This window comes from Psychrobacter sp. ENNN9_III (assembly GCF_001462175.1).
In the GTDB taxonomy this organism is placed as follows: domain Bacteria; phylum Pseudomonadota; class Gammaproteobacteria; order Pseudomonadales; family Moraxellaceae; genus Psychrobacter.
The window spans coordinates 1-19123 of record NZ_LNUO01000019.1 but is presented as its reverse complement, the minus strand read 5'-3'; the positions used below and the strand labels follow the sequence as shown (position 1 = coordinate 19123).

Below are 19123 nucleotides of genomic sequence, written 5' to 3'. Positions count from 1 at the left end.
GGTGGGGGGTACCGCCGCCAGTCGCTTATCGCTACTGGCTTTTTTATATTTTTTATCAGATAAAATAGATCAAACTGATATTAATACTTCACATCTAACCACTTTGTTTTAGATATGGCCATGCTGCCCTTAGATAAATAAACATGGACCACAACGTTAAAACCACTGCCGCTACCATCAACACGTAACCTATCATCTCAAGTGACTCCCAGTTTAATAGGAGCACCGTAATAGCTATCATCTGAAATGTCGTTTTGAGTTTACCTACATACGATACTGCCACACTAGTACGATTGCCCAGCTCTGCCATCCATTCTCGTAGAGCCGATACTGCAATCTCACGCGAGATAATCACAATCGCTGCTATCGCCATAATGATGTTAGGATGCCACTGTACCAAGATGATAAGCGCTGCCGCTACCATCAACTTATCAGCGACTGGATCCAAAAACCGCCCAAAGGCTGACATTACATTAAGCTTACGGGCGAAGTAGCCATCAAGCCAATCTGTAATCGCAGCAATAATAAACACCCCAGTTAGTAATAAATGACGCACTAAACTGTCACTAAACTCGCTCATCCCGACTTGGGCGATGACATTATTTGAAATAGCTGGCATTCCAATACCCATGGCTGGTGGCCAATAGGCAATCGCTACAAATAATGGGATCATTAAAATACGGGCAATAGTCAAATTATTGGGTAGGTTAAAGATACTTTTATTATTTTGTGGTTGTAGCGGCTCTTTTGTATGCAATTGTGTGCTTTTGGTCATGGTAAGCCTAGTTTATATAGACATAAGAATGTTTGCTAGCTTAGCATTTTTCATGTATCTCGTCATGCCATCTTCTGCAAGTTCATCGTTACTATTTTTTATAAAGCTATTCGCTCTGCCCTGTACGATACAAGATTTGAATGCCGATAGCCTTATCTGTACTTATGCTAAAAAACATAGGGAAAACAAGAAGCCTCGACACACAAAAATATTTCAAAATGTGACATTGTATTAAAACTCTCTTAAGAGTAACTTCATGTAACTTAAGTAGCTAATTAATGGCAACTTCGGGTAATATGATTGTATTAGAAGAAACAGTTGTACACTGAATTTTTATTCTAAATTATAACTGTTTGTGTTTCTAATAACGTTAGGATCGCTATAAAAATAATAAGTTTTTACTGTAATTGTAGACGCACTACATACTCAGTTTTCCTCAGCCCACAGTTTCCTCCTCTGTGGGTCTTTTTTTGTTTTAAATTTCTAAACGCTGTTTCTTAAAATTATAGTGACTTCATTATAGCAACTCAATTACAGCGACTTCATTATAGTGGCTTAATCGTTTTGCTACTATTTGCTAAAAATTTAAATTAGCACCTATTTTTTAGCTTTTTTTCCCAAGAAAAGAATTTAAGGAAGCAAGTAGCGTCTCTTGGTTTATACCCTCTCCTATAAATACAATGTCTTCAGGTGTAGGGCTATTTTTGTTAGCAGGGAGAATCTCTGGTTGCTGCATTACCTTACGTACAGATTGCAGTAACAGCGGGCCTTCATCCGTCTGCAAAACACCTTTAACCCGCAGAATCGTATCACCCCGGGCGTGCAACAGCGCCGATAGCCAAACGGTAAACTCGACCCAATCTACTTCTTTTGGCACTGGCAGCGAAACCACAGTCGTTGGTTCTCCTACATTAGTGAGAGTCGATTTGTAGATTTCGGTCGGCGTTGGCAGCTCAGGTACAGGGCTTTCGACACCGAATGCGGATAATGACATCGGTGCGGCTGGATTGATTTTGCTGATGGTTGAAACAAGGTTCGATAAAGACTGCTCGGATACTTCCTCTGATTTTGCAATAACGATGCGATCAGCCGACAAGATTTGCTGACGACATAGTGCGTCAGTCTTTAACGATGTATGGAAATGTAGGGCATCAACCATAATAATGGTTTCTTTGAGTGCAAAATGATAGACCAAAATGGGATGCTCTTTAATAGCGACGATAATCTCTTCAGGATCAGCTAAACCACTGGTTTCTATTATAAGCGTGTCTAGCTGAGCATTGGTTTGTATAGAAACGCCGCTCGTTCGAGATTCGGCAACCGTAAGCAGTGCAGATATGAGCTCCTCTTTGCCTTTCGGTGTGCCTGCGGTTCCAGTCAGCACTTTGACACTCATCGCCTCGCCCAACAGCAAGTCGTCAACGGGCTGCTTGGCCGCTTCTTGGGTAAAGACTTGAGCACGACCAAATGTCTTAGTAAACAGCGTATGACGCAGCCATGTGGTCTTACCTGAACCCAGATAGCCACTCAATAAAATGATGTTAAGACGGTTGTCCTGCAATGTTTGCATCAAATTTAAGCCACTGAAAGCGTTGTTAAGGGGTCGATTGGAAAGCCTTGACGGCGTTCTACTTCAGCCCACAGCTCAGTTAAGTTGTCGACCATGACACGAGCCCCGCCTGGACATAGCAGCTGAATCTGCGGAATCACCCCATCGGCATAAACTGAGAACCCATATGGTTTTAGCACGCGCTTTAGTATCGATATTCGATGAAACATCGCTCTGAGCCGGATACCACCTTGCTGTGCGCCTGCTTCTGTCCAATGCCCTGGAGCCGCTGGGTTGCCACATGCATTACACATGATTCTTCTCCCTATAAGTAACCTTAGCAGCATTTTTAAAATACCACTAAGGTCAATAAACTTATCAACACAGAGTTATTAAAATTAAATAACGTCTGGTCGTTTACCCCCTTCAAACGGGAAGCGCTGACGAAAGTCGGCAGCGATATCTTCAAATGGCATCCAAACCACACCTTCATGGCTGTTGATATAGTCGATTAGTCGCTCAAGCATCATCAGCACTTGCGGACGTCCAGACACATCAGGATGAATGGTGAAAGGATAAACTGCATAGTCCATGTTGCGATAGACCCAATCGAACTGGTCGCGCCACATCTCTTCGATATCACGCGGATTGACAAAACCGTGACTGTTAGGCACGTTTTTCATAAACATCATCGGCGGTAAATCATCCATATACCAGTTGGCAGCGATTTCAACCAAATCAATCTCGTCACCATGGGTCATAGGATGCATCCACTCTTCTGCTGTCTTGGAGTAGTCGATAAGGTTCCATTTATCACCAACCCGCGCGTAAAATGGCTGGAAATCACGATAGCCTTGACTATGATCATATTTAAAATCATATTTGGCTAAAATCTCAGGGGTCGCGGCTGACATCTCCCACCACGGTGCTACGTATCCACGCGGGCTTTGACCTGTCAGCTTGGTAATCAGCTCAACCGACTTTTCCATGACCGCTTCTTCTTGAGCGCGGGTCATGGCAATGGGGTTTTCATGTAAGTAGCCATGCGCGCCTACTTCATGTCCATGATCGACGATCATTTTAGCAATGTCGGGGAAGGTCTCGAGGCTATGACCGGGGATAAAAAACGAGGTGCGCATGTCATATTTTTTGAACAGGCGCAATAAACGCGGCACGCCAACCTCAGAGGCCCAGACACCGCGCTGGATATCTGACGGGCTTTCGCCGCCGCCGTACGAGCCAATTTGTCCTGCTACGGAATCAACGTCCGTGCCGAATCCACATATAATAGTTTTAGTCATATTTCATTCCTTTGATATTTTTATTTTGGTTTGGTTTCCTTTTTTTTGGGGTTTTAGCTCTGTTTTACTCCTCTGTTAGATGGTTATGATAAGTTTTGAGAAAGCATGTTTTCGACAGAGAGTGCCGCAGCTAATAGATCACTGTCGCGGCCGCTGGTCATCGATAGCAAGATACTAGTAGGCATCTGGTTTTCATCTATTCCATTTGGTAAAGCGACGCCGCACCAGTCCAAAAAATTGCCTAGTGCGGTATTACGCAGCATCAACTTATTAGTTCGCAAGTACAATTCATCATCTTGTTCAAGCGGTTTAAGCTCGGGCGCCGTAATAGGCGTGGTTGGAAACAGCACAATTTGCTTGTCTAAATTTTGGCGGTTTTTTTCGATTAATCTTGCGCGCTCTCTTTGAATGACAAGCAAATCTCGTGCACTCATATCTCCTGCATCAAGAATACGGGTAAGGATTCTTGGGTCTATCTGCTCTGCATCTGCCGAATGTACTAGATCCCAGTGCACATCTAGCGCTTCTGGACCGACTAAGTAACCGTGTTCACGAGCAAGCGCACCTATTTCATCAAACTCACTGCACACGCCGCGAGTAACCGTCGCGCCTGTCTGCTCAAGTGCGCGTACAGAGGCTTCAAAATTCTGGATCACCGCATCTTGTGCATTTTTAAAAACAACATTGTTAGGAATAAAAAATTTGAGTTGGTTGATAGGTGTTGGCTTGGGTATGACGATCGCTCGCCCGCTGAGAATTTGTGCGGCACCAATACAGCTTTTTAGGTCAGCTGCAAGGGGACCAAAAGTGTCCAATGTCGGTGAGAGTGGCAACGTCCCACCAGTTGGAAACGCGACGCTAGAGCCTTTATAGCCGACTATACCATTTAACCCAGCAGGAATACGTATCGATCCCCCAGTATCACTGCCAATGGCCAGTGGTACGAGTCCGCGAGCAACAGCAACCCCGCAACCTGAGGATGAGCCACCAGGTATACGTTCTGGGCCTGTACCATGAGGGTTTTTGGGTGTACCAAAATGCGGATTGAGACCAAGGCCAGAATAGGCAAACTCGGTCATATTAAGACAGCCGATTGATACAAGGCCTGCCTGAGTGGCATTGGCAACCATATTGGCATCATGAGTGGCAGGTGCGTTGGATTTGAGCACCACTGATCCTGCGGTGGTTACCCGACCTTTTATATCAAAAAGATCTTTCCATGCGATGGGGATACCATCCCATGGACTAAGTGGCTTGCCCTCATGGCGACGTTGCTTAGAAGCATGGGCTTCTTTTAGCGCTCGCTCTTCAAGCAGTTCTGTAAAAATAGCAGGATCAGAAGATCGGATATTTGCAAACGTCTCTTCTATCAGCTCAACCGGACAAAGACTGCCTTCTTCAAGGCGAGCTGCCATATCTACCGCTGAAACAGACTCTTTGGTAATTTTGCTCACAACCCACTCCATGTTATTTATTTTTTAGAGACTGCATTACCAACCATAGGCCAAAAAAAACAGAGGAGTCAATTAGCGTCATTTAGTAAAATCCTTCTATTTACCAATAAGAAACAATCATCTAAATTTATAATTTTTATATGAGTCAATGACAAACAAAACGTCAATGACAAACAAAACGCATGATTGTTTGACTACTATCACTTATTTTTGACTTTAAATGGTTCCGAAAATTGCAGTATTAAAAACCCAACCAAAGACAAGATAATCGCTATCTCGTAACGACCATAGGCAACTGAAATACCGATAGCACCAGTATTCCATAAGCTGGCTGCTGTAGCGGTGCCTTTTGAGCCTTCCTCATTTTTAAAAATGGCACCACCACCGATAAAGCCCATACCAGTAATAATGGCGTACATAATCCGCGCTTCACCAGCAGATTCATAGATATCCATACCGACTAGCATAAATGCACATGAAGCAATCGTTACAAGCGGGAAAGTTCTAAGTCCTGCGCCGTTGTCTTTCATCTCACGATTCAGCGCAATCGGCAGTGACAATACAAAGGCAATGCTTAATTGAAAAAAGTGGTACTGCATTAAGTCTATATCTATATCAAATCCAAACATGGTTTACGGTGCTCTCTATCTTTAAGTTGCAAATGAATGAATTTGGCTTATCTTGTCTACTTTATTTTACTGATGCTTTGTACGGTGTTTTTTGCCACGTGATAACAGCTTTCAATATTGCCTTGTCCGCACCAGTCACCACTGACAATCCATTGATGCTCTTGATCAAACAATATTCCTAACGTTTCATTGTTGTCTTTATTTTTTGCCTCAATCACTGTCGCAGCATAGCGCCAGCGATGGCAATCTATCTGGCTGGGTGCTGTATCCGCGCTCCAATGCAACGCTTGCTGGGCTGCTGCTAATAATTGCGCTTTAACCGTCTCCATATCATCATCGACATGCTTTTCTGACCAGTCGTTGCGCGCATGAATAGTGACACTTGGAAGTAGCTTATTATGAGCAGGCTTTTGATGTTCAATAAACACTCTATCGAGTATTGAGTCATTTACATAAGCCACATCCCATACTGGCGCTGTCTGATTGCTTAGAGTTTCAGGAAGCATATCAACATTATCCCAGCCTAGCATGAGCGTATAGCAAGCTTGCATTTTTGGTTCGGTAATTTTGGCTTGCTCCATAAAGCCGCTATCTGCCATCAGCTCTACTGCCTGACCGTTGGGTACTGTACAAATAACCCAATCAAACCTGCCAAGACTATGGCCCTTTTCATCAAACAGTTCAGTCTTTATATTTTTATGAGCTTTTGCGTTATCTATTTGCGCTTTGTTGATTGGTGCGACACGGGTTTTAAAGTTAATAGTTGTATGCTGCAGATCATCAGCCAATGCGTGCCCCCAACTGGTCATTTTAGGGGTACTAATATAACGTGCATGATTGGTATCCCACTGCTCTTTTTTCTGAATGTCAGGTGAATAAGCATCTTGAGAATTGGCATTAGCTGGCGTCAAATTAACTACTTGAGCGCACCACGGTTGCAGTAATCTTGAGTCTAGCCAAGGCGTTATAAATTGCTGAAAGCTGGAGGTTTTTGCCGTAAAAAACTGCGCACCAAATGCCCATTGCCAGTTTTTATTAGTATTGCTATCGGTGCGATAGCGCGTGGCTAAGCGACCAACGCTACGAGATTTTTCAAAGATAGTAATTTGCGGCACTGAAAAATGAGCAGATGGTTTAGTCTTTTGCTTAAGAAAAGCACGCTCTAACAATGTCGCTGTAAATAATCCAGTCAAACCACCACCAATGATGGCTACTTTCGGCGCAGTATCCAGATTAGTGTTCAGGCCAGTATTCAAGGTAGCCTGATTGTCATGGTTAGTTTGCTTTAAACTATTATCAGTAGACATATTAGTAGACGACATAGTATGTTCAGTCATAGGAACGGTAGGCCTTATTAGAAATTGAGCAAAAATTAAAAAGAGCTTATTAAACAAAAATGTTGAGCAAAACATTAAGCAAAAAGCATCAGTTTTATTCTTGTTTAGCAGTATTTATATTAATGATTATCACTTATATTAAAAAGCCATGCTATTGGAAACAGCATGACTTTTATGTCGATAGATAATTAGCTTGTTTAGACAGTGACACTAACTGTCATTTGCTAGCAACGCTTGGCCTCACGTTCCGCTTTGACCACGTCAATTATCTTATTAATAACCGAACTATCAGCAAGGGTAGATAAATCACCCAGTCCGACATATTGTCCTGCCGCAAGGTTACGTAAGATGCGCCGCATAATCTTACCAGAGCGAGTTTTGGGCAGTGCTTCAACGATATAAATGGCATCTAAATTGGCAATCGGACCAATTTCGGTGCGCACATGGCGATTTAATTCTGCTTTTAGCTGATCACTTGCGACCTCGCCCATACTAAGAATAATAAAGGCAGCAATACCCACACCGCGAATCTCATGCGGCATACCAACGACGGCTGCTTCGACGGTCGATGGATGCGCATCTACCGCACTTTCAACTTCTGCAGTACCCAAACGGTGCCCTGAGACATTGAGTACATCATCGACACGGCCAGTAATCCAGTAGTGCCCATCTTCATCGCGTTGTACCCCATCACCAGTAAAGTAATAGCCCGGATACTCAGTAAAGTAGGTCTCCAAAAAGCGCTCATGGTCATTATAGATAGTACGCATCTGTCCCGGCCAGCTGTTGCTGATAGCGAGATTGCCCTCAGCGGGACCTTCAAGTGCCGTGCCATCGGTATCGATTACTTGCGGTATGATGCCATATAGAGGGTTCATCGCGGCACCCGGTTTAAGCGCTACCGTACCCGGTATTGGGGCGAGCAAGATACCACCCGTTTCAGTCTGCCACCATGTATCTACAATTGGGCAACGACCACCACCAACGACATCATAATACCAATCCCACGCCTCAGGGTTGATAGGCTCCCCAACAGTACCGAGCAGGCGCAGACTTGAGCGATTAGACTCACGGACAAAGGTATCGCCCTCTTTCATCATTGAGCGAATCGCTGTTGGCGCTGTATATAAGACACTGATTTTGTGTTTATCAATAATATGACCAATCCGCGCCCATGTTGGATATTCAGGTACGCCCTCAAACATCACCGTCGTCGTCCCATTGGCAAGCGGTCCATAAGCGGAATACGTATGACCAGTTACCCAGCCGACGTCTGCTGTACACCAGTAGACATCATCGTCTTTGATATCGAAGACATCGCGAAAAGTCGATAGCGCATAAGTGATATAACCGCCAGTCGTGTGCAGAACGCCTTTTGGCTTGCCAGTCGAACCAGAGGTATATAACAAAAATAACGGATCTTCGGCGTTCATGACTTCAGGCTCGCACTGCTCTTGCTCGCCGGCTATTAAAGAATGATACCAAACATCACGGCGTCCACTCATCGGAATCGAATTACCTGTCCGATGCACGACGACGACTTTTTCGACACTATCAGTTCCATCCATATCTAGCGCACGATCAACATTGACCTTAAGCGGTGTATGTTTATTACCGCGCAGACCTTCATCGGCCGTAATTACGATTTTGGATTGACTATCAATAATACGGTTACCTAAGCTTTCAGTAGAAAAACCCCCAAACACGACCGAATGCACCGCACCGATACGCGTACATGCCAGCATCGCTATCATCGCTTCAGGTATCATGGGCATATATAGGGTCACGCGATCGCCTTTTTTGACCCCAAGCTTGCGCATCGCATTACCTAAGCGACAAACATCAGCGTGCAGCTCTTTAAAGGAGATAATCTTGTGTAAAGAAGGATGATCCCCTTCCCAAATAATGGCAGGTTTATAGGGGTTAGTTTTAAGATGTCGATCAAGGCAGTTTACTGAGATATTGAGCTCACCATCCTCGTACCATTTAATACGAAAGTCGTCCAAATCATAACTGACGTTGCTAATGATAGTCGGCTTTTTCATCCAATCGATCAGCTCAGCACGCTTAGCCCAAAAAGCATCAGTAGCCTCAGGTGATTCAACGGATTGCTTATAATCGTGAGCGTACTGCTCGGCGGTGGTGTTGGCAGCGGCGATAAATTCAGCCGTAATAGGAAAAGATTTCTGAGTCATAAGATATTCCTTTTTTAATTATTATTGTCTGCATAAAATATCGAGAATAAAAGAAAAACTATCTCATAAACTGACTGAGACTAAGGCGACAAAACTACCATTCAGGTAGTGATAATCGGCAGTTAATCAGTCACAACGGTGGTTGCAGACGACAGGCTATCATCTTCCATAATGAGTGACGCCTTGATTCTAGTTTGACAAATAAGAAGAAGTGATGCAAGACGCTAACGACTAATTACAACAATTCCAATGTACAGCTGTTTACTTATGTATTTATACACTCTATTAATCATAGATAGTAGAAAATTGAGCCGTATTTAATCCTTGTAACCCTAGCTTAAATATGGACAATAGCCACACTAAATACACTTTTTGCACGATAGTTACATCAGCATATTCCTATAGTCGATACTAAATACAATATCTACACGTTATTACAACGCTGAATTGGGACAAATTTTTTGTAGCCCCTGTCGGCGTAGGCACAGCAAGCAAGAAAAATTTGTCCCAATACCACTATATCTTTTTTATATTGATCTGACTCTATCATTGCTTCTATCACATTTTTACGTTTGTTTAAAAGCAGCGCTTTATGGACCAAAACCGCCATGGACAATAACACCCATTACGATGTCATCATTATTGGCGCAGGTGCCTCAGGGCTATACTGCGCGCTCACCGCTGGTCGTCGAGGTCGCCGCGTACTAGTGCTCGATCATGCCAATAAAGTCGGCAAAAAAATCCTGATGTCAGGCGGTGGACGCTGTAACTTTACCAATTACTTCGTCGAGCCTGAGCACTTTATCAGTGCCAACCCGCATTTTTGTAAGTCAGCTCTGAGCCGTTATCCCAGTTGGGAGTTCATTGGCATGGTTGAACAGCACAAAATTGCTTATCATGAGCGTGAGCACGGTCAGCTGTTTTGTGATGATTCCGCGCAAGATATCGTCACTATGCTACTTGATGAATGCGCCGCGGTAGGTGTGCAAATACGCATTAATACCCAGATTGATAGGGTCGATGTCATCGATGACAAGCACAAAAACTTTGCGTTATCGACAAGCAAAAAGCTCAGTAAAAAAGATATCGCTAATAGCGTTAAACCTTCGCAAAACAAATACATTTGTGAATCATTAGTCGTGGCGACTGGTGGCCTGTCTATTCCAACGATGGGAGCGAGCGGTCTTGGCTATGAGCTAGCGCAGCAGTTTGGGCATCAGCTTATGCCGACCGATGCCAGTCTTGTTCCCTTTACTTTCACTGATAAGACAGGCGAGCTCATCCGTGCCTTGTCTGGCATTAGCTTGCCAGTGATTGCCAGTAATGAGCACATCTCGTTTAAGCTGCCGCTCTTATTTACCCATCGCGGTCTATCTGGTCCTGCCATGCTACAGCTGTCCAACTATTGGCAGACGGGCGAATATATCAATATCAACTTACTGCCTGATATCGATGTCGCAGCCCTCCTACTCGCTCACAAAAAATCGCACCCTAAGCAGCTTATCCGTACTGTACTAGCAGACTATACAGACAATGCATTGCCTAAAAAACTACTGACGGCCCTACAAACAACGCTGTGGGATGATATAAAAGACAAAGAGCTTGCCAATATTAAAGACGAGCGCCTAGGCGAGCTTGGTGAAACCTTAAATGGTTGGCAACTCAAACCCTCTGGCACTGAAGGCTATCGTACGGCTGAGGTGACGCGCGGCGGTATAAAAACCGATGAAGTGTCGTCGAAAACCATGCAAAGCAGCTTTCAAGATGGGCTATACTTTATCGGTGAAGTGCTTGATGTCACGGGCTGGCTTGGTGGCTATAACTTCCAATGGGCTTGGGCAAGTGGCTTTGTCTGCGGTGAAGTCGTTTAGCCGATAATACAAGCTCAAAAAAAGCCGCCTTACTATGACAGTAAGGCGGCTTTTTATTATATTGATATTTAAAACTAAGCGTACACTTAAGCTTGTTTTTGGTTCAAATACGGATAATCGGTATAGCCTTCGCTACCGCCACCATAAAAGGTTTGTGGATGCTGCTCATTGAGCGGCGCATCTTGACGAATACGCTCAGGCAGATCAGGGTTGGCAATAAAATCACGACCAAAAGCAACTGCGTCGATATAGCCTTCACGGACATTTCTTTCTGCTTTTTCGGCAGTATAGCCACCCGCTGCGATGATCGTATTATCAAAGGCATCACGAATACGCTGGCGGAAACTATCGCTATACGGCGTGCCACCTGCCCAATCAGGTTCAGAGAGATGGAGATACATCAAACCGCGTTTATTGATTTGCTCGATGAGCCAGATATTATCATCTTCATCATAGCCTGCTTCTACCGCGTTGAACGTGCCTTGTGGCGAGATGCGAATACCGACGTGATCGTTATCCCATGCATCAACACAAGCATCGACGACATCAAGCGTCAAGCGTGCGCGGTTCTCGCGGCTACCACCATACTCATCATCGCGCTTATTGGTTTGCTCAACCCAAAACTGATGTAACAGATAACCATGTGCGCCGTGGACTTCTACGCCATCAAAGCCTGCCTCACGAGCAACTTTGGTTGCATGAGCAAAGTCTTTTATCACTTGCTCAATCTCATCAAGAGTGGCTGGACGCGGCGGTGTGGTATCGACGCGAATCGCTTGATTGTCACTATCACGTAAAGATGTGCGGGCATCGACTTTGACATCTGATGCTGAGATAGGTGCCTGACGATCAGGCTGGACACTTTCGTGTGCGACAAGACCCGTATGCCATAGCTGAACGACGATTTTTCCGCCTTTAGCATGAACATTATCGACGATGGCTTTCCATGCAGTCATTTGATCTTCGGTATGGATACCAGGCGCACCTGCATAGCCTTTTGCTTGAAATGACACTTGCGTCGCCTCTGCGATGACAAGGCCCGCTCCTTCAGCGCGCTGTGAATAATATTCACCTGCCAATGCGGTCGGCACATCACCTGGTTCAACGGCGCGCAGACGAGTCAATGGCGCCATAATGATACGGTTTTTTAGGGTTTGCGTACCCATTTTTACTGGTTCAAATAATTTATCGTAAGCCATGGTATGCCCTGTTTGTTGTTATCAAAAACATGAATAAAAATAGTATTCACAACTATAAAGTAATTTACTTATAACTATGAAATCTTTATGAGTTATTCGGTCAACAAAATGTATGTTTGCTTAGCTAATAAGTAAATACCTATTAAATAAGACCTATATTGAACGACCGTTCTCTTTATAAGGAGCATGTACTATTATTCAAGCAAGCTTTACAAACAGAAACATTGATTTAGATATATTTTAGACATTTAAACTACGGCAATTCGAACTATTTAAGTCATGTGACGCGCTAATGTTTAGACAACACTTATGCTTTCATCATCTTTTTAAAAGAGATATTTAAAGACAGATATGTACCAATTAAAATAACTGCCGAGCCAATAATCGCGCCCAAATCTAACGCTTCGCCAAGCAATACATAACCGAAGAATATCGCAAAAATCGGAATAACTAAGGTAATACTGGTCGCGCGCATTGGACCGATATTTTTAATAAGCTGATTCATAAAAATCAGTGCGATTGCCGTCGAAAACACCCCAATGCAGATGACAGATACCCACGCTTGTAAACTGATGCTTTTGCCATAGGGAAACTCATACAAGCCGATGGGTAGCATGACCATGCTGGCAATAATGGTCGAGCCTGCGGTGATAGCAATCGGTGATAAGCCTTGCAAATAGTTTTTGGTAATATTGGCTCCTGTCGCATAACCGACGCAGCCTAGTAAAGCGTAGCCCATTGGCAATAAGCCTTCAATCAAACTTGTATCTGTCTCACCACCAGCAAATAAGCTCTCACTCATCAAAATGATGACACCTGCAAGGCCAATAAATAGACCGAGAATTTGCTTTTTTGAGAGCTTATCATTAAAAAATGTACTAGCGATAAAGCCACTTATCATCGGTACAGAGGCGTTTAGCACTGCCAATACACCAGCGTTCACTGACTGGGCTGAAAATGAAAATAGCACAAACGGAATAGCGGTAGAAAATAAACCGACGACGGTCAGTAGCTTCCAGTTTTCGCGAATGCCGCGTCGATTTTCCAAACTGACAAACACAAAGACCAACATGGTTAAGCCTGCGAACAATACGCGTAAACTTGCAAACGCTATCGAGCCAAATTCGGGCACACCGACGCGATAAAATATAAAAGACAGCGACCACATAAAAGAGAGGGTAAAAAAGATAATGAGGTCGCGTTTAGTCACTGGTGAATCCTATTAAGCGTTTAGACTGCTGTTACGAAGTCGTCAAAAGTTATGTTGTTAAGAATGCCACGATGATAACTTTTTAATTGCTCTTTAGGTGCTGTTTTATGTATTTGTTAGTCATTAATTATTTACAAATCGACTTTATTCAAAATAAAATCGATATCTTTGTCACCGCGCCCCGATAAATTGACCAAAATAGTGTCATCAGGCGACATATCTTTGGCCACTCGCATTGCATAGGCAATGGCGTGAGCAGTCTCTAAAGCGGGAATAATACCTTCTAATCGTGACAGCGACATAAAGGCTTCTAGACACTCAGCGTCTGTCGCCGACTCATAAGTCGCCAGATTATTGTCTTTTAATAGTGAGTGCTGCGGCCCAACGCCTGGATAATCCAAACCAGAAGCAATCGAATGGACAGGCGCAGGCTCACCATCTTTATCGAGCAGCACATAACATTTAAAGCCATGAATCTCACCCTTGTTACCTAATGTCATCGTCGCCGCATGATTGGGTGTATCTAAACCTTCGCCTGCGGGCTCTACCCCTACTTTTTCAACGCTCTCATCTCCCAAAAAGCCACTGAATATACCGATAGCATTAGAGCCACCGCCGACACAGGCGACTACTTTATTAGGCAATTTGCCAGTTGTCTCTAAGAACTGTGCCCGCGCCTTACGACCAACGACGGATTGAAAATAGCTGACAATCTCGGGATAAGGTGCTGGCCCAAGAGCTGAACCAATGGCAAACATACTGGTGTCCAGCTCATTAAGATAAGTCTCAAAAGCGCTGTCTACCGCTTCTTTTAGCGTTCCTGCGCCGCGCGATACGGGTACGATATTGGCACCTAATATTTTCATACGGCTGACATTGGGATGCTCCTTTTCAATATCGACCACACCCATGTGAATCTCACATTCAACACCCATCAACGCCGCTGCGGTTGCTAACGCCACGCCATGTTGGCCTGCACCTGTCTCCGCGATGACTTTGGTTTTACCGAGCTTTTTGGCTAGTAACACTTCACCCAAACAGTGATTAATCTTGTGGGCGCCCGTATGATTTAAGTCCTCACGCTTGAAATAAATTTGCGCCCCGCCGCAATGCGCGCTTAAGCGTCTGGCATGGAATATCGGACTAGGTCTGCCGACATAAGTCTCACGCAGACGTTTCATCTCAGTGATAAAGTCGTCGTCTTTGATAATTTCACGAAATCCTATTTCTATCTCATCCATGGCTTTGGCAAGTTCAGGATGGCCTATTTTGCCACCAAACTCGCCGTATAAACCCTCGCTACTCGGCAAAATCGACTGATGTAGGCCATAGCTATCTGTTGCATTATCTGTTGTCATCGTTAAACCCTAGTATCTGAACTTGTGATATTTAAAATTACGGTATTGAAAACTGTAGTATTTGAAACTTTGGCGTTTGAAAATTATCCAAGCAAATTATTTTTATAGCGTTATAATAAAGCTATTGTATCAATGTTCTAGTACACTGAAACATATTCTAAGTTAAGTCCTGTTTAAGGTCAATAACTAGAAACGATCTGAAAGTGTTTATTAGCTAGTTTGATTCATTAAGAAGATATTATGAGGATATTAAGATGTCACAAAAAGACATTCAGGCGAACAATCAAGCAAGCGGCGCTTATGATTATCTACTTAAGCTACTGGTCGAAACTGATGACACAGAACGTCTATCAGCGATATTTGCTGCGCTCATGACCGATAAAGAACAAACGGAGCTTGCCAACCGCTTAACTATATTTGCCCTTCTGCAACAAGGTATGACCCAAAGAGAAATCAGTGCAAAGCTTGGTGTCGGCATAGCAACCGTCTCCCGCGGTGCCAAGGTATTTAGTCAGCATCAGATTGATAAATTGCTGCCGAATATTGGAGAAAAGATTGAAATTTGAGTGTGGTTTTATTGGGTTAGATATTGCATGAAATATGAATTTTGCCGTAGGGTGGGTTAGACTTGTCGAGTTCTCGTAGAGAATGAGGACAAGGCGTAACCCACCATTGAAATTAGGTAATTATCTACTAGCTCTTTTCTTTAGATCCCAAGAATTTAATTCGCATTCCATTCACAGTAGTAAACTTCAATGTCTTGGTCTTGCCAGCCCTGAATTAAAGACTCATATTCATTTTGAGAAACTGTTGCCGTTCTCGATATATTTTTATAAATATTTTTACCTAAATAAACTTCTTTGATTGAACTTTGAGGAATAGAAAAACAGTATAGGGGTCTGTTTTGTATTCTGACTATATTGAAGTCTCCAAAAACCCCTTCACTGGTATGATAGCTAGCTTTTAGACTTTTAACTTCTTTTACTACTCTTACCTCCTCTTCGTAAGCCCAATCTAATGATTTGTATAAAAAAGCTCTTTTCGCAAGGTTAAATAAGTTTCCTTCGAACAGAGTATTTTTGCCAATATTCATTAATTCATCATCGTTAATTATATCTAAATCATTCTGCGGTTTAGTTTTTGTATATACAATCTCACCAAACTGGTATGGAATAAAATTATCGGAAAGTGAATGAAAGTTAGCTTCGTCAACATCAATACCAATAACAACTCCTTGATGAGAATCCCCATAATGAGACCACATTAATGAGTTCAGTGGTTGTCTGGACAAAGACAATACGGCATATCCTCGAGAGAATCTATTTTTACAAGCGTTTTGAGCTATTTGAGGACTTACCATAAAATTCGGTTTTTCTTTAAAACCAAAAGCAGTACATTCAAAAGGATCATTAAAGTCTTCTAAGTGTGTAAAACCAATAGATGACGTTTCGATAGCTTTTATCGCACCTGATAATGACATATATTTGTATAAAATCATGTGTTTCCTTCTACACTAAACTAACAGTAAAATTATTTTGTAAGCTTAACCTTTTACATTAATTGAATACTGTATACAACTTATCTTTTTTAGACATATTAGTATACAACTTATCTTTTTTAGACATATTAGGTGGGTTACGCATTCGCTAACCCACCCTACGCTAAAATCAAAATTACGTCCAAGCTTTATTAAGACCTCTATAGACCACCCTTTACAGTCATTACCCCAATCTGCTATCCACCCACCTCCGTCAAAACACAACTGACGACAATGTCCCTATAAAACTATTTACACTTTGGTCTAAAAACGTTCTATATTACTTATTAGGTCTTTTTCAATAACTAAAACAGGGATGCTGACGATGTTACAGATAATAGCGAAACAAACCTCAAAACAAACGATGAAAATTATGGCTGTAGCTATCATGGTTGCAGGGGTGGCCGCATGTAATGATGATGATAGCGAAGCCGTATTTGTTACTGTACCTACATACGGTGAGTATGGTACTGATACGGCACTGACCTTGGCGCGTGATTATCCGGGTCGTTATATGGGATCGAGTACCGAGCTTGCCGCTGCTCAATATATGAAACAGCGCATGACCTTTGGCGATAATGGCGATGAGGTGATACTACAGCCTTTTACCTTTGTCGCCTCTAGAGGGCCATTTGCTGATCAATCGATTACCAGTCAAAATGTGGTCGTTACTCACGAAGGCACAGAAAATACCGGACGAACCTTATACGTAGGCGCTCACTATGATTCGGCGACGCAGTATCCCAATTATATCGAGCTTGAAGGATTAGATGACAATGCCTCAGGTTCTGGCGTACTAAGCGAGCTGGTCTATCATTTTAACGGAGTCAAGACCGCAGATACGATTAAATTTGTGGCATTTGGCTCTGAAGAAGGCGGACTGCAAGGTTCTAAGGCATTTGTCGCAAGCTTAAGCCAAGATGAGATTGACAATGCCATCGGCATGATAAATCTAGACAGCTTGCTCACAGGCGATAATATGTATGCCAACGCTGGGGACAACAGTTACGACGATGACGGCAATGAGATTGCAGCCAATGTCAAATTACGCGAAGCGGCGCTGCGTATTGCAAACGAGCTTAATCTTGGCTTGCAAGTAAACCCAGCTATCATTCCTCCGGGTGAAACCGAGCCTTATAAGCCTCTTGGCGTTGGCTGTTGTAGCGATCAAGAGTCATTTGACAGTATCATGCCTGTCGTCGCCTTTGAAGCGACCAACTGGAGCTTGGGACCAGATTTTGATGGCTATACGCAAACGGATAATCCTGATATTCCGGGTGGCTATTCATGGCACAACCCAGATGTGGATAACGAAGCAGTATTGACGCAAGCATTGGGCGAAGATCGGATCAAACAGCGCATGAGTGCCTTTGCTCAGATTATCACCAAACTTATCGCAGAACAGGTACAAACTGAGTCTATTAGATAGATTAGAGCCGTAGGGTGCGTTAGACTTGTTAAATTCTCGTAGAGAATAAAAACAAGGCGTAACCCACCATTGAAAGCAGAAGATAATTCGGTGGGTTACGCGTTCGCTAACCCACCCTACGCCACACTTAAAAATTAATCGTAAGCAACATATCTAACCCTATTAACCCTTCAAAACCATTCCCTTCTCCCGCACCCCCATTGAATTAAAGCCCCGCATCGGCAACAATAACTGCTACCAACAATCTCCATAATAAAAAGGACACTCAATGAAACTGCGCATTCTAAAGTCCGCCGTTACCAACCCTTGGTTTAACCTTGCAACTGAGGATTGGATATTTAATACGCTCAACCCCGACTCGCATACGCTGTTTTTATGGCGCAATAGCGAGACCGTGGTCATTGGCCGCTCGCAAAATCCATGGGTAGAATGCAAAATCGATAAGATGGAAGCCGACAAGGTGTTTTTGGCGCGGCGTCAGAGTGGTGGCGGTGCGGTGTTTCATGATTTGGGCAATACCAACTTTACCTTTTTATCGCCCAAAGACGACTATGACCAAGAAGCGAACTTTACCATTATTATTAATGCACTAAAGAAGTTAGGCATAGACGCGGATTTATCTGGGCGTAACGATATGCAAGTCGGTGATAAGAAAATATCAGGCAGCGCCTTTAAACATGCGGCCGATCGCAGTTTCCATCATGGTACGTTACTCGTGCATGCCAACATGCAAAAGCTCGGCGATTATCTCAATCCGCACCCACTTAAGCTCAAAGCCAAAGGTATTAAGTCGGTACGCGCGCGCGTCGCCAACTTGGTTGAGTTTAATGAAAACATCAATCACGAGACCTTATCTGATGCGATTATCGAGGCGTTTTGCGAATATTATAATGATACCGCGCCAGTAGAAGAATTGGATGAAGCCAGTCTCGCTAAGCAACCAGCGCTCAATAAATACTATCAGCAAATGGCAGATTGGGATTGGCGCTTTGGTAAGACGCCTGAATTTAGCCATCATATCGAGACGCGATTTGATTGGGGCATTATTGATTTGCACCTTGATGTAAAGCACGCAGTCATTAGCGAAGTGGTCATCTTTTCTGACGCACTAAACGTGGAATTGATTGACTTATTAAAAGAGACACTAACTGATATCAAATACGATAGACATGATATTAAAGCCAAGCTGGCTAAGCTGGGGCAAGCACATCTTGATGTGGCAGCGCAGATTAATGATGTGTCTGCGTGGTTGCTTGGTGAGATGGAAGGTTAGATTTTT

General features: G+C 43.4%; 16 protein-coding genes. 4 read left to right on the top strand and 12 right to left on the bottom strand.

Going from position 1 to position 19123, the window contains the following annotated elements; translation table 11 throughout:
* Positions 1-94 precede the first annotated feature (94 nt).
* From pgsA to acs, 8 genes are all read right to left on the bottom strand, one after another.
* Complete coding sequence (pgsA, locus tag PENNN9_RS01215) at positions 95-775, bottom strand: CDP-diacylglycerol--glycerol-3-phosphate 3-phosphatidyltransferase (RefSeq protein WP_058367948.1); 681 nt, start codon at positions 773-775, stop codon at positions 95-97.
* Positions 776-1379: 604 nt separating this feature from the next.
* On the bottom strand, positions 1380-2345 hold the full coding sequence (locus tag PENNN9_RS01210; protein WP_058367947.1) for a CobW family GTP-binding protein: 966 nt from the start codon (positions 2343-2345) through the stop codon (positions 1380-1382).
* Between the two features lie 5 nt (positions 2346-2350).
* On the bottom strand, positions 2351-2638 hold the full coding sequence (locus PENNN9_RS01205; protein ID WP_058367946.1) for a hypothetical protein: 288 nt from the start codon (positions 2636-2638) through the stop codon (positions 2351-2353).
* Between the two features lie 84 nt (positions 2639-2722).
* A complete protein-coding gene (locus PENNN9_RS01200; protein WP_058367945.1) occupies positions 2723-3625 on the bottom strand; it encodes a polysaccharide deacetylase family protein in 903 nt (300 codons plus the stop codon).
* Positions 3626-3708: 83 nt separating this feature from the next.
* The gene (locus tag PENNN9_RS01195; protein ID WP_058367944.1) at positions 3709-5079 is read right to left on the bottom strand and encodes an amidase family protein; all 1371 of its coding nucleotides are present in this window, start codon (positions 5077-5079) and stop codon (positions 3709-3711) included.
* Positions 5080-5279: 200 nt separating this feature from the next.
* Positions 5280-5708 (bottom strand): MgtC/SapB family protein, encoded by a 429-nt coding sequence (locus PENNN9_RS01190; protein ID WP_058367943.1) that lies wholly within the window; start codon positions 5706-5708, stop codon positions 5280-5282.
* A gap of 56 nt (positions 5709-5764) precedes the next feature.
* The gene (locus PENNN9_RS01185; RefSeq protein WP_143505704.1) at positions 5765-7045 is read right to left on the bottom strand and encodes an NAD(P)/FAD-dependent oxidoreductase; all 1281 of its coding nucleotides are present in this window, start codon (positions 7043-7045) and stop codon (positions 5765-5767) included.
* A gap of 224 nt (positions 7046-7269) precedes the next feature.
* Positions 7270-9240, bottom strand: coding sequence for an acetate--CoA ligase (gene acs, locus PENNN9_RS01180; RefSeq protein ID WP_058367942.1), 1971 nt, complete (start codon positions 9238-9240; stop codon positions 7270-7272).
* Positions 9241-9848: 608 nt separating this feature from the next.
* Here acs and PENNN9_RS01170 point away from each other — a divergent pair.
* Positions 9849-11111, top strand: coding sequence for an NAD(P)/FAD-dependent oxidoreductase (locus PENNN9_RS01170; RefSeq protein ID WP_058367940.1), 1263 nt, complete (start codon positions 9849-9851; stop codon positions 11109-11111).
* Between the two features lie 86 nt (positions 11112-11197).
* Here the strand turns inward: PENNN9_RS01170 and PENNN9_RS01165 are convergent, their stop codons facing one another.
* The 3 genes from PENNN9_RS01165 to trpB form a co-directional block, all read right to left on the bottom strand.
* On the bottom strand, positions 11198-12310 hold the full coding sequence (locus tag PENNN9_RS01165) for an alkene reductase (protein WP_058367939.1): 1113 nt from the start codon (positions 12308-12310) through the stop codon (positions 11198-11200).
* A 307-nt stretch (positions 12311-12617) separates the two neighbouring features.
* Positions 12618-13520, bottom strand: coding sequence for a DMT family transporter (locus PENNN9_RS01160; RefSeq protein ID WP_058367938.1), 903 nt, complete (start codon positions 13518-13520; stop codon positions 12618-12620).
* A gap of 131 nt (positions 13521-13651) precedes the next feature.
* A complete protein-coding gene (trpB, locus tag PENNN9_RS01155; protein ID WP_058367937.1) occupies positions 13652-14878 on the bottom strand; it encodes a tryptophan synthase subunit beta in 1227 nt (408 codons plus the stop codon).
* Positions 14879-15132: 254 nt separating this feature from the next.
* Between trpB and PENNN9_RS01150 the strand changes: the two genes are divergently transcribed.
* Positions 15133-15444, top strand: a complete 312-nt coding sequence (locus PENNN9_RS01150; RefSeq protein WP_058367936.1) for a Trp family transcriptional regulator — start codon at positions 15133-15135, stop codon at positions 15442-15444.
* Between the two features lie 155 nt (positions 15445-15599).
* Here PENNN9_RS01150 and PENNN9_RS01145 read toward each other — a convergent pair whose 3' ends face one another.
* Complete coding sequence (locus PENNN9_RS01145; protein ID WP_197409060.1) at positions 15600-16376, bottom strand: DUF2971 domain-containing protein; 777 nt, start codon at positions 16374-16376, stop codon at positions 15600-15602.
* Positions 16377-16788: 412 nt separating this feature from the next.
* Here PENNN9_RS01145 and PENNN9_RS01140 point away from each other — a divergent pair, with 412 nt between their 5' ends.
* The gene (locus PENNN9_RS01140) at positions 16789-17844 is read left to right on the top strand and encodes a M28 family peptidase (protein WP_197409059.1); all 1056 of its coding nucleotides are present in this window, start codon (positions 16789-16791) and stop codon (positions 17842-17844) included.
* Between the two features lie 268 nt (positions 17845-18112).
* Entirely contained in the window at positions 18113-19117 is a 1005-nt protein-coding gene (locus PENNN9_RS01135) for a lipoate--protein ligase (RefSeq protein ID WP_058367934.1), read from the top strand.
* Positions 19118-19123: the final 6 nt, after the last annotated feature.